The 12,601-nt window shown below is 59.7% G+C and carries 11 protein-coding genes; 8 read left to right on the forward strand and 3 right to left on the reverse strand.

Annotation, left to right across the window (positions count from 1 at the left end; all coding sequences use genetic code 11):
• Positions 1-202 precede the first annotated feature (202 nt).
• The 4 genes from acs to AC3ITA_RS24655 all read left to right on the forward strand — a co-directional run bounded on the left by acs (position 203) and on the right by AC3ITA_RS24655 (position 7,379).
• A complete protein-coding gene (gene acs / locus AC3ITA_RS24640; RefSeq protein WP_095945514.1) occupies positions 203-2,140 on the forward strand; it encodes an acetate--CoA ligase in 1,938 nt (645 codons plus the stop codon).
• A gap of 120 nt (positions 2,141-2,260) precedes the next feature.
• On the forward strand, positions 2,261-3,133 hold the full coding sequence (locus AC3ITA_RS24645) for an oxygenase MpaB family protein (RefSeq protein WP_414928718.1): 873 nt from the start codon (positions 2,261-2,263) through the stop codon (positions 3,131-3,133).
• 178 nt (positions 3,134-3,311) lie between these two features.
• A complete protein-coding gene (locus tag AC3ITA_RS24650) occupies positions 3,312-4,328 on the forward strand; it encodes a class I SAM-dependent rRNA methyltransferase (protein ID WP_414927982.1) in 1,017 nt (338 codons plus the stop codon).
• Between the two features lie 93 nt (positions 4,329-4,421).
• Positions 4,422-7,379, forward strand: coding sequence for a DUF748 domain-containing protein (locus tag AC3ITA_RS24655; RefSeq protein ID WP_489278589.1), 2,958 nt, complete (start codon positions 4,422-4,424; stop codon positions 7,377-7,379).
• A 272-nt stretch (positions 7,380-7,651) separates the two neighbouring features.
• Here AC3ITA_RS24655 and AC3ITA_RS24660 read toward each other — a convergent pair whose 3' ends face one another.
• Both AC3ITA_RS24660 and AC3ITA_RS24665 read right to left on the reverse strand, forming a co-directional pair.
• Positions 7,652-8,008, reverse strand: a complete 357-nt coding sequence (locus AC3ITA_RS24660; RefSeq protein ID WP_095945518.1) for a BON domain-containing protein — start codon at positions 8,006-8,008, stop codon at positions 7,652-7,654.
• Between the two features lie 274 nt (positions 8,009-8,282).
• Positions 8,283-8,705, reverse strand: coding sequence for a pilin (locus AC3ITA_RS24665; RefSeq protein ID WP_095945519.1), 423 nt, complete (start codon positions 8,703-8,705; stop codon positions 8,283-8,285).
• Positions 8,706-8,932: 227 nt separating this feature from the next.
• Here AC3ITA_RS24665 and AC3ITA_RS24670 point away from each other — a divergent pair, with 227 nt between their 5' ends.
• The 4 genes from AC3ITA_RS24670 to yacG are packed head-to-tail and all read left to right on the forward strand — an operon-like array spanning position 8,933 to position 11,841.
• Entirely contained in the window at positions 8,933-10,150 is a 1,218-nt protein-coding gene (locus tag AC3ITA_RS24670; RefSeq protein ID WP_489278591.1) for a type II secretion system F family protein, read from the forward strand.
• 1 nt (position 10,151) lies between these two features.
• Positions 10,152-11,024, forward strand: a complete 873-nt coding sequence (locus AC3ITA_RS24675) for a prepilin peptidase (protein ID WP_150672723.1) — start codon at positions 10,152-10,154, stop codon at positions 11,022-11,024.
• Positions 11,021-11,644, forward strand: coding sequence for a dephospho-CoA kinase (coaE, locus tag AC3ITA_RS24680; RefSeq protein ID WP_095945522.1), 624 nt, complete (start codon positions 11,021-11,023; stop codon positions 11,642-11,644). Before AC3ITA_RS24675 ends, coaE begins: the two co-directional genes overlap by 4 nt.
• Positions 11,641-11,841, forward strand: a complete 201-nt coding sequence (gene yacG, locus AC3ITA_RS24685) for a DNA gyrase inhibitor YacG (protein WP_007970539.1) — start codon at positions 11,641-11,643, stop codon at positions 11,839-11,841. Before coaE ends, yacG begins: the two co-directional genes overlap by 4 nt.
• Positions 11,842-11,876: 35 nt before the next feature.
• Here the strand turns inward: yacG and AC3ITA_RS24690 are convergent, their stop codons facing one another.
• On the reverse strand, positions 11,877-12,566 hold the full coding sequence (locus AC3ITA_RS24690) for an energy-coupling factor ABC transporter permease (protein WP_095945530.1): 690 nt from the start codon (positions 12,564-12,566) through the stop codon (positions 11,877-11,879).
• Between the last annotated feature and the right edge of the window lie 35 nt (positions 12,567-12,601).

Here is a 12,601-nt window from a genome sequence, read left to right on the forward strand (position 1 = left end):
GAGTACAAACTCTGTGGGCAACGAATATCCAATGTGGGAGCGGGCTTGCTCGCGAAGGCGGTGGTTCAGTCAACAAGAATGTTGAATGTACCGGCCTCTTCGCGAGCAAGCCCGCTCCCACAGTTGTTTTGTGTACGGCTTGAACCCATTGACCTCTCGGCGCATCTTAATCTTTGTCGCAAAACAAGATTAAGGAACCGTCATGTTCGATATCAGCACGTTCCCCAAAGCCGATGCCGTCCGCCGGGCCGCACAATTGAGTCAAGACGACTATCAGCGCCTGTACCGCCAATCCGTTGAACACCCCAGCACCTTCTGGGCCGAACAGGCCACGCGTTTTCTCGACTGGAGCGCGCCCTGGGAAACCGTCCAGCGCTACAACCTGAAAACCGGTGAAGCCAGCTGGTTTGCCGGTGCGCAATTGAACGTCAGCTACAACTGCATCGACCGGCACCTGGAGAAACGTGGCAATCAGGTCGCCATCATTTGGGAAGGCGACGACCCTGCCGACTCGACATCGATCACCTACAAAAAACTGCATGAAAACGTCTGCCGCCTGGCCAATGTGCTGAAAAGCCGTGGTGTGAAAAAAGGCGACCGCGTGTGCATCTACATGCCGATGATTCCCGAGGCGGCCTACGCCATGCTGGCCTGTACCCGCATCGGTGCGGTGCACTCGGTGGTGTTCGGCGGCTTCTCCCCGGACTCGTTGCGCGATCGCATTCTCGACGCCGACTGCCGCACCGTGATCACTGCCAATGAAGGCGTGCGCGGCGGCAAGGTCGTGCCACTCAAGCAGAACGTCGACAAGGCGCTGCAAAGCTGCCCGGACGTGAGCACCGTGCTGGTGGTCGAGCGCAGCAAGGGGCAGGTGAACCGAGTCGAAGGACGGGACATCACGTATCAGCAGGCCCTGAGCGAAGCCAGCGCCGATTGCCCGCCCGAGCCGATGGACGCCGAAGACCCGCTGTTTATCCTCTACACCTCCGGCAGCACCGGCAAGCCCAAGGGCGTACTGCACACCACCGCAGGCTACCTGCTGCAAGCCGCGATGACCTTCAAGTACGTGCTGGACTACCGCGACGGCGAAGTCTTCTGGTGCACCGCCGACGTCGGCTGGGTCACCGGCCACAGCTACATCGTCTACGGTCCGCTGGCCAACGGCGCGACCACGCTGATCTTCGAAGGCGTGCCGAACTACCCGAGTACCTCGCGCTTCTGGCAGGTGATCGACAAGCACAAGGTGAACATTTTCTACACCGCCCCGACGGCCCTGCGCGCACTGATGCGCGAAGGCCCGGAACCGTTGAAGCAAACATCCCGCGCCAGCGTCAGGCTACTCGGCACGGTTGGCGAGCCGATCAACCCGGAAGCCTGGGAGTGGTATTTCCATGAGGTCGGCGAAGAGCGTTGCCCGATCGTCGATACCTGGTGGCAGACCGAAACCGGCGGCATCATGCTCAGCCCGCTGGTCAGCGCCCAGCGGATCAAGCCTGGTTGTGCGACACAGCCGATGTTCGGCGTGCAACCGGTGCTGCTCGACGAGCAAGGCAGGGAAATCAAAGGTGCCGGCAGCGGCGTACTGGCCATAAAGTCGAGCTGGCCGGCGCAGATCCGCAGTGTCTATCGCGACCCGCAACGCATGGTCGACACCTACTTCAAGCCCTACCCCGGCTACTACTTCACCGGCGACGGCGCGCGGCGCGATGAGGATGGCGACTACTGGATCACCGGGCGCATCGACGATGTGATCAACGTATCCGGCCACCGTATCGGCACCGCCGAAGTGGAAAGCGCCCTGGTGCTGCACGAGAGCATCGCCGAGGCTGCCGCGGTCGGTTACCCCCACGACATCAAGGGCCAGGGCATCTATGTCTTCGTCACGCCCATGAACGGCGTCGATACCAACGATGAACTGAAGAAGGAATTGCTGGCCCTGGTCAGCAAGGAAATCGGCAGTTTCGCCAAACCGGACTTGATCCAGTGGGCGCCGGCCTTGCCGAAAACCCGCTCAGGCAAGATCATGCGGCGCATTCTGCGCAAGATCGCCTGCAACGAACTGGACAGTCTGGGTGATACTTCGACCCTGGCCGATCCGAGCGTGGTGCAAGGCTTGATCGATAAACGCCTGAATCAATGACGTATTGTGCCCTGTAGGAGCGAGCTTGCTCGCGATGAACGCCGACGCGCCGCGTATATTCAGGAAGCACGCGTTATTGTTAACGTCCATCGCGAGCAAGCTCGCTCCTACAGGTTCACCATGGAATTCATCCGCACCCGCATCGAAACCCAGATCATGAGCCTGACCGGTTTGTCCCTGGGCAAACTCGACCTGGAAAATCCCAAGGGCGACCCCGGGCTGTTCGGGCCGGACTCGGTGAGCTGGCAAGTCCATGGCGATTTCAGCAGCATGCTGATCGGCGGCATCAGCGCCCTGATGCTGCAGGCGCTGCACCCGCTGGCATTAGCCGGGGTCTGGGACCATTCGAACTTTCGTGAAGACATGCTCGGTCGCTTGCGCCGCACCGGGCAGTTCATCTCCGGCACCACCTTCGGCTCACGCCAGGACGCCGACTGGCTGATCGAGAAAGTCCGCACCATTCACCTGCAAGTGACCGGTACGGCGCCGGATGGGCGCCCTTACGCAGCCAGCGATCCTGATCTGCTGACCTGGGTGCACGTCGCGGAGGTCAGCAACTTCCTCGCTGCGCACCTGCGCTATCGCAATCCACATTTGTCCCTCGCGGATCAGGATCGTTATTACGCCGAGATCGCCCTGGTTGCCGAACGTCTTGGGGCGCGTGATGTGCCCCGTTCACGGCAGGAAATATCCGATTACCTTGAGCGCGTTCGCCCACAATTGTTGTGCGACGAACGCAGTCGGGAAGTTCTGCGCCTGTTGCTGAACGCCCCCTCCCCCAGTCGTCTGGCCAAGCCTTTCGGCGGTCTGATGATGCAGGCCGGGATCGACCTGCTGCCGGACTGGGCCAGCGACATGCTCGGCGTCAGCCAGAACCCGCTGCAACGCAAGCTGATCCGCGCCAGCGTCAATCGCAGTGCGCCGATGCTGCGCTGGGCGGTGCGGAATGGGTCGGTGCAGCGGGCCAGACGGCGGATGGGGTTGCTGAGTTAGAAACCACTGAAAAACATCGCGAGCAAGCTCGCTCCCACAGGGGACTTTTGTTGTTCGAAAATCCCGCGTACGACACGAATCCAGTGTGGGAGCGAGCCTGCTCGCGAAGGCAGCGCCTCGATCCCGAGCCAAAACTGTTAAACTCCCGCGCCCAATTCCCTCCTGCAAGGCGCCCAGCATGTCTTCCTTGAATCAGGCGCTGCGCGCCGCCCTCGATCAACGCCAGGACCTGCTCGCCGAACTGCACCAGCAAGGTACCGATTGCTATCGCCTGTTCCACGGCAGCCAGGAAGGCGCCGGTGGCTTGACCATCGACCGCTACGGCCCGCAACTGCTGGTGCAAAGTTTCCACCAGGCACTGGAACGCGAGACACTGCTGCAACTGCACGAAGCAATCAATCAACACTTGGGTTTTGAAACCCTGCTGGTCTACAACGACCGCTCCCGTGGCAATTCGCGCATCGATCGCGAAGACATCGTCTACCGCGCCGACGAAGCCGCCCTGCAAGACCTGGTCGGCCACGAATGGGGCCTGAACTATCGGGTGCGCGGTCGCCATGCCGGACAGGACCCGCTGCTGTTCCTCGACCTGCGCAACACTCGCGGCTGGGTCAAGGACCACAGCAAGAACAAAAGCGTGCTGAACCTGTTCGCCTACACCTGCGGTGTCGGCCTCAGTGCCGCCGCCGGTGGCGCGCGGGAGGTGTGCAACCTGGACTTCGCCGAAGGCAACCTGGCGGTCGGTCGGGAGAACGGCCAACTCAACCCGCAGTTGCCGACCATGGAATTTATCCAGTCCGACTACTTCCCGGCCATTCGCCAACTGGCCGGCCTGCCGATCAGCCAGCGCCGCGGGCAAAAACTGCCGAGCTATCAGCGCCTGGAACAGCGCCAGTACGATCTGGTGCTGCTCGACCCTCCGGCGTGGGCCAAGAGCGCATTCGGCACCGTCGACCTGCTGCGCGACTACCAGAGCCTGCTCAAACCGGCCTTGTTGACCACCGCCGACAATGGCGTACTGATCTGCTGCAACAACCTGGCAAAAGTCAGCATGGATGACTGGCGCGAGCAGGTTTTGCGTTGCGCAGAGAAGGCCGGACGGCCGGTGCGTGAATGGACCGTGATGAAACCGGGCGCCGACTTCCCGTCGATGGATCAGCAACCACCGCTGAAAACCCTGATTCTGCAGCTTTGACCGCTGTGGGAAAAATCTGAAACTTACTGATCAGGCCAATCACTTGGGAACCGGAAACGCGTGCCATACTCCAAGGCACTCCGACCCAGACAGATGAAGCCGCACATGTACAAAGGATTGATTCGCGCCATTGGCGCCTTGTTGACTGCTCTGGCCCTCTACAGCTTGCTGGGTTTTCTGATTTTACCGGGTGTCGCGTTACGCGTTGCCAACCAGCAACTGGCTAACTACGCCACCACACCCGCGACCATCCAGCGGATCGAATTCAATCCGTTCAGCCTTGAACTGACCCTTTGGGGCTTGAACATCGGCGAGCCCGGCAAAGAGCAGGTCGGTTTCGAACGCCTGTATGCCAATCTGCAACTCGACAGCCTGTGGACCAGGGCGGTGCACCTGTCCAATGTCGAACTGGACAAGCCCAAGACCGAAATCCTGTTCAGCAAGGATGGCAAACTCAATCTGCTCGGGCTGTTCAAACTGCCAGCGAGCGAGCCCACACCCGCCGACCCGGATGCCAAGCCGTTTCCGCTACGCATCGAGCGGATCAAACTGGCGGGCGGCGCCGTGCACTTTGAAGATGCCCGGCCCAGCGAGCCCATCGAGTTTCTCTACGACACACTCGATTTCGAGCTGAAGAACCTCAGCACCCTGCCCGATGACAGCGCCGACATGACCTTGGTGGCCGTCGGCCCCAATGGCGGACAAATCGACTGGACCGGCAACTTCAGCCTGATCCCGATCGCCTCCGAAGGTAAGCTGAAAATCACCGATGGCAAGATGAAAGCCTTTTGGCCCTATGTGCGCGACGCCGTGCCACTGGACCTCGAAAACGGCGTCATGAGCATCAGTACCGACTACAAATTCAGCCTGGCCAAGGAAACCGAGCTGTTGCTGAGCAATGTAGCGGTCAACATTGCACCCTTCGCGATCAAGGCCCCGGATGGCCGGCCGCTGGTGAAGCTCGAGCGCCTGGACGTCAGCGAAACCACCGTGGACCTGGCCAAACAGCAAGTGGTGGTCGGCAAGATCCGCAGCCACAAACTGGAAACCTGGGCCGCGCTGGAATCGGACGGCCAACTCGACTGGCAGAAACTGTTCGCCAGCCAACCGTCAAAACCCACCGCCAAAGCCAAGGCAGATGCCGAACCGGCCCGCACTCCGGCGGCGGCAGACTCACCGAAGCCCGAACCGGCCGCCCCAGGCAAACCCTGGCAGGTGCTGCTCAAGGACGTACAGTTGCGCGATTACCAGGTGCATCTGGCTGACCGAAAGGCACAGCCTCCCGTCGCCCTGGATCTGGCTCCGCTGAACCTCGACCTGCAAAACTTCGACAGCCTCAACGGTTCTCCCTTTACCCTCAAGCTCGATACCGGCGTGGGCAAGCAAGGCAAGATCATGGCCGACGGCGAGGTCAACCTGGCCCCGGTCAGCGCCAGGCTGAAGGTACAGACCAGGGACATCGACCTGCGGGTTGCCCAGTCCTACATCACGCCATTCATTCGCCTGGAATTGCGCAGCGGCATGCTCGGCAGCGATCTGGCGGTCGACCTGAAAAGCACCGAGCCCCTGGCGTTCAACGTCACCGGCCGCGCCCAGGTCGATCAGTTGCATACCCTGGACACCCTGAAAACCCGCGACTTCCTCAAGTGGCAACAGGTCGTGGTCGAAGGTCTGAACTATCAGCATGGGGACAGCCTGTCGATCGACAAGATCAACCTGTTCCAGCCCTACGCGCGCTTCATGATCAACGATGATCGCACCACCAACATCGATGACCTGCTGATTCCCCAACCGGCGGACTCCGGGGCAAAACAGGCGGTAAGCAAATCCGCCGGCAACGAGAAACCGCTGGGCATCCACATCGGTGGCATTTTCATCAATGACGGTTCGGCCAACTTCGCCGACTTCAGCCTGACGCCGAACTTCGCCACCGCCATCCAGCAACTCAACGGGCAGATCGGCACCATCGACAGCCGTCAGCAGAAACCGGCCGGTGTCGACGTCAAGGGCAAGGTCGATCGCTACGCACCGGTGACCATCAAGGGCTCGGTCAATCCGTTCGACCCGATGGCCAGCCTCGACATCGCCACCAGCTTCAAACGTGTGGAACTGACCACGTTGACGCCCTATTCCGGCAAGTTCGCCGGCTACCGTATCCGCAAGGGCCGGCTCAATCTCGACTTGCACTACCAGATCACCAAGGGTCAGCTCAAAGCCGAAAACAAAGTGGTGGTGGAACAACTGCAACTGGGTGAAAAAGTCGACAGCCCGGATGCCGTGAGCCTGCCGCTGAAACTGGCCATTGCCTTGCTCAAGGACGTCGACGGCAAGATCTCCATCGAACTGCCGGTCACCGGCGACCTGAACAACCCTCAGTTCAGCGTCATGCCGATTATCTGGCAGACCCTGCGTAACCTGGTCGTCAAAGCCGCGGCAGCACCGTTCAAACTCATTGGCGGGTTGGTCAACGGTGGTGGTTCGGAAGACCTGGGCAGCGTTTCATTCGCTGCGGGCTCCAGCGACCTGAGCAAGGACGCCGAAGGTGCCTTGGACAAACTGTCCAAGGCGCTCAAGGAACGCCCGGCCCTGCGCCTGGAAATCGAAGGCACCGCCGCCCAGAGCAGCGATGGCCCGCTGATCGCCGAACAACGCCTGGAACGTGAATACCAATACAACTACTACAAAATGCTCCAGCGCCGCGGTGACAAGGTCCCGGCCCAGGCTTCGTTACTGGAAGTGCCTGACGACGAAAAAGGCCCCCTGCTTGAAGGTATCTACCGCACTCGCCTGAAAACCCAACCCCCTGCCGAATGGAAGGATCTGGGCAAGGAAGAACGCACAGCGAAAATGCGCGCCGAGGTGATCAAGTTCTGGAGCACCAGCGACGTGCTGTTGCGTCAACTGGGCCAGGAACGCGCCAGCAGTATCAAGGATTACCTGGTCGACAAGGCCCAACTGGAAGATGACCGGGTGTACTTCATCGACGCCAATCTGGGCGAGGCGCAAAGTGATGGCCGCGTGGTAACACAGATGCATCTGGATGCCGAGTGATGAATCGCCGGCTGGAGTCTGCTCGCGATGGCGACAAAACAGTCGACATCGATGTCGCCTGAAAGGCTGTCATCGTCGGAACGCCGCCCGGAGCAGGCTCACTCCTGCAAATTGATTTTCAGCGCTACACATAGAACAGGCCCCGGCAAAAATGCACGGGGCCTGTGACGGCCACATCCTTATGGCCCTTCGCATGAACACTCAGGTGGCAACAGACGTAAGACTCGGCCCGTCTGTCGCGCCTTCTCCCGGTCCAGGCGAGAAGTCTTGCCTTACTCGGCTTTGAGGCCGTCAGCGGAGACCGCCTTGACCCCTTTGATTTTCTTGGTGATGGCCACAGCCATCTCTTTTTGCGAATCGGTCACAGCGGTGGTCGACGACAGCGATACCACGCCTTTGTTTGTTTCAACCTTGATGTCGCTACCTGGAATGCCTTTTTCGGTCATCAGGTCAGCTTTGACTTTGGTGGTGATCCAGGTATCGGAAGTAGCTTCTTTCGCTTCGGTCATTTCACCGGCAGCCAGCACCATTGGCGACTGGGTTGCCTGGGTGGTTTGAGCAAACGCAACGTTGGCCATGGTCAGGGTCAGCGCGGTAGCAGCAGCGGCAGTGATAGCGAACTTCTTCATACGAGTAACTCCTGTTTTTCGGAAAGTTACCTGGAATATTGCGAACGCTGTGCCAACTCTGAAACAGAGAGTAAATACATATTAATCAACAAGTTATAAAATCAGCCAATTTTCGGAATCATGCAAAATGCACGAGAAGCACAATCACTGCATGCAAGTTGCGGGTTTGTGGAAAGTTCCTAAGATGCTGAATTTCCGAGCTTTATCTGCGGCATTTGACGACAGGTCGACAAACAGGAAAATCCCCGCAAAAGCGGGGACTTGATTCAGCAATTCATGCCGCAGAACCGGTACACCCTTTAGGCAAGTAGTCCTGGGAAACGCTGCTCTTACATGACCAGCCTTTGTCTTCGTCCCGTGTCAGGGTGACGGTTTTGCCCTGGACCACCCCAGGGGCATTGTGCAACGTACAAACGATTGATCCCCCTCCCGCCTGCGTTGTACCCGTCACAGACAGGGCGCAATGGTTAGTCGATGTCTCGCCGGCGGGCGCCACGTTGGCAATTGTCGGGGTTTCCCCCTGGCTGATCACATCCTCGAACGGCACCTTCATTGCAGTCAGCTCGGCCATCGCCGCCGTGACCTTGGCCCGCGCCTGGTACTTGGAATACATCGGCAGGCCCAGTGTTGCCAGGATCCCGATGATCGCCACTACGACGAGCAACTCGATCAGGGTAAAACCTTTCTGATTGTTCATGTACAAGCTCCATGCATGAGTCGAAGGCTCATGACCTGCCCCATGGCAGCACAGCCTGTGCCAAGGCCAGAAGCCCCTGTTGGCAGGAGATATGGTGACAGCAAAGCCCTCACCTACTACCTGGATCAGCACTATCTGACGTTTTTTGTCACCTCACCCTTCCGGGTTTGGCCCCGTCCCCTGACTAGGCTATAAGAGCAATTCAATCGGAATACCCAGGACTGAACATGGCGGTCAAGGCAGCGAAAATCAGCGTGTATGCATGGGAAGGCATCGACCGCAAAGGCACAAAAGTGACCGGCGAACTCAGCGCTCAAAACCCGGCGCTGATCAAGGCGAAGCTGCGCAAGCAAGGCATCACTCCCGGCAAAGTCCGCAAAAAAAACCATTCGGTTTTCAACATGGGCAAGCGCATCAAGGCCCAGGACATTGCCCTGTTCACCCGGCAAATAGCGACGATGATGAAGGCTGGCGTGCCGTTGTTGCAGTCCTTCGACATCATCGGCGAAGGCTTCGACAATCCGGCCATGCGCAAACTGGTGGACGAACTGAAACAGGAAGTTGCAGCAGGCAGCAGCTTCGCCGCCGCCCTGCGCAAGAAGCCCCGGTATTTCGATGAGCTGTATTGCAACCTGGTGGATGCCGGCGAACAGGCCGGTGCCCTCGACACCCTTTTGGAGCGGGTCGCGACCTACAAGGAAAAGAGCGAAAGTCTCAAGGCCAGGATCAGGAAAGCCATGACCTACCCGCTGGTGGTGGTGTTCGTCGCGGCGATTGTCACCGGGATTCTGCTGGTCAATGTCGTGCCGCAGTTCGAATCGGTGTTCAAAGGCTTTGGTGCCGAACTGCCGGCCTTCACCGTGATGGTCATTGGCCTGTCGCAATTCATGCAGGCCTGGTGGTGGGTGGTCCTTGGCGCGCTGATCACAACGGCCTTCGGCGTGCGCCACGCCCTCAGGACATCCCCGGCCCTTCGCGACCGGATGGACACCTGGCTGCTGAAACTGCCGCTGGTGGGCACCCTGATGCACAAGTCCGCCGTGGCCCGGTTCGCCCGTACACTGTCGACCACTTTCGCTGCCGGCGTGCCGCTGGTGGAGGCCCTGGAATCAGTGGCCGGAGCGACCGGCAATAGCGTGTTCAAGCGCGCGGTATTGCGCATCCGGCAGGACATCTCGACCGGCATGCAATTGCATTTCGCCATGCGCACCTGCGGCGTCTTTCCGAACATGGCGATACAAATGACCGCCATCGGCGAAGAGTCCGGCACCCTGGACGCTATGCTCGATAAAGTCGCGGGGTTCTACGAAGACAACGTCGATAACATGGTCGATAACCTCACCAGCCTGATGGAGCCGTTCATCATGGTGGTGCTGGGTGTTATCGTCGGTGGACTGGTAGTTGCCATGTACCTGCCCATCTTCCAACTTGGCTCAGCGATCTGACATGCCCTTGAATGAAATCCTGATTCACTCTGCGCTGGCCTTTGTCCTTCTCGCAGGCATCACTGGCCTGCTGGTCGGCAGTTTCCTCAATGTCGTGATCTGGCGCCTGCCGAAAATGCTCGAACGCGACTGGCGTGAGCAGGCCCATGACATTCTCGGGCTGCCTGGCGAAACGCCGCTGCCGACCTACAACCTGTTGCTACCCCACTCCCAGTGCCCGCACTGCGGTCACCGAATCCGCGCCTGGGAAAACATCCCGTTGCTCAGTTATGTGTTTTTGCGCGGCCGCTGCTCAGCCTGTGCGGCAGCGATCAGCCCGCGCTATCCGTTGACCGAACTGGCCTGCGGGCTGTTGTCGGCGTTTGTTGCCTGGCACTTCGACTTCGGTTGGCCGGCCGGCCTGATGCTGATCCTTAGCTGGGGGTTGCTGGCGATGAGCCTGATCGACGCCGAACATCAGATATTGCCCGATGTACTGGTGCTGCCGCTGATATGGCTGGGGTTGATCGTCAACAGTTTCGGCCTGTTCGTGTCGTTGCACGAGGCGCTTTGGGGGGCGATCGCCGGCTACGGCCTGCTGTGGTCGGTGTTCTGGCTGTTCAAACTGATCACGGGCAAGGAGGGCATGGGCTACGGTGATTTCAAGCTGCTGGCGATGCTGGGGGCCTGGGGTGGCTGGCAGATTTTGCCGCTGACTATCCTGCTGTCCTCGCTGGTGGGTGCCATTATCGGGCTGGTGCTGCTGCGCTGGCGCAATGCAAAAACCTCGACACCGATCCCTTTCGGCCCCTATCTGGCCATTGCCGGCTGGATTGCGTTGCTCTGGGGTGGTCAAATAACCGACCTCTATTGGCAGCTTGTCGGTTTGAAATGAATAGCCCTGTGGAAAAACCCTGGATTCTCGGCCTGACCGGCGGCATTGGCAGCGGCAAAAGTGCGGCCGCCCAACACTTCATCGACCTGGGTGTGCATGTGGTCGACGCCGATCATGCTGCTCGCTGGGTAGTGGAACCCGGTCGCCCGGCACTGGCACAAATCGCCGAACACTTCGGCCCTGGCGTGTTGCAGGCCGACGGGCAACTGGACCGCGCCGCGCTACGCAAATTGATCTTCGAGGTACCTGAAGAACGCCGCTGGCTGGAGGCCCTCCTGCATCCGCTGATCGGCGAGGAGATCGCTCACCACCTGGCGCTGGCAAAATCGCCTTATGCGATTCTGGTTTCGCCGCTGCTGATCGAGTCCGGGCAATACGCCATGACCCAACGGGTATTGGTGATCGATGCCCCCGAACAATTGCAGATCGAACGTACCCTGCAACGTGACCAGACCAGCGAGCAGCAAGTCCAGGCGATCCTCAAGGCTCAGTCCAGCCGCCAGGATCGCGTGAGCCATGCCGACGACGTCGTGGTCAATGACCGCGACCTTACCTGGCTGCACAGCGAGGTCGAGCGCCTGCATCACTTTTATCTTTCATTGCGTGGAGGCCAGTCATGAGCCAACCAACAACCGTCGAATGCCCAACCTGTGGCGCCCCTGTGGAATGGACCGCCGAGAGCAAATTCCGGCCATTCTGCTCCGACCGCTGCAAACTGATCGACCTGGGTGCCTGGGCGTCCGAAGAGCACAAGATTCCAGTGGCTCCCGATGCCGAGGACGAAATGTTCAGCGGTGACTTCGACCCGCGTCACTGATCCATCGAATGGGCGATTCCAGGTCTTGATGCGGATCAGGACTTGGGATCGTCGTCCTTCCAGGGAGCCGAGAGATAGCGGGTGCGGTTGAACGTCTCAAGCCACTCCGGACAAAACACCACCAGCGCACTGACGATCATGCCGTTGATAAACGCTTCGGGAAAAATGATCAGCCACAGATATCCGACAAAATCTTCCAGCCAGTACGGCATCTCGAAACGCTCGTCGAACCATAGCAACCATAGCGCCAGCAGCAGACACAGCAACGCCGACAGCGCGGCGGCAAAGAATCCGGAAACGAAGATATACACAAAGGGATTTCGTGGCTGCGCCCGCTCCACCAGGATCGCGCAGCACTCGGTGACCAGCACCGGCAGCGCAATCAACAGCGCGCCATTGACCCCGACAGCCGCCAGGTCCTGTCGGTCGAGTAACACCAGCCCCGTTTGCGCAACCAACCCGCCGACCAGCGCCAGCGGCCAGTCCAGCAGTAGCGTCACCGCTGTCATGCCGATGAAGTGGTAAGACACGCCGGTATCAAAGTCGCGCCGCACCAGCCACAACAGAAACAGCGCAAACACCGTTCCAAACAGCAGATGCTGACGACGGCTGTCGGTGAACAGTTCAACCCACGGCGCGCGACAGATCGCCCAGATCAACACCGGCACATAGATCAGCCAGCCGACCGCAAGGGTTTGCGATGACAGCAACTCGGCACCGATCATGGCTACGCGCGCCTCCCAGGCGAAGAACAACAGGC

Source organism: Pseudomonas sp. GL_090, assembly GCF_057837765.1.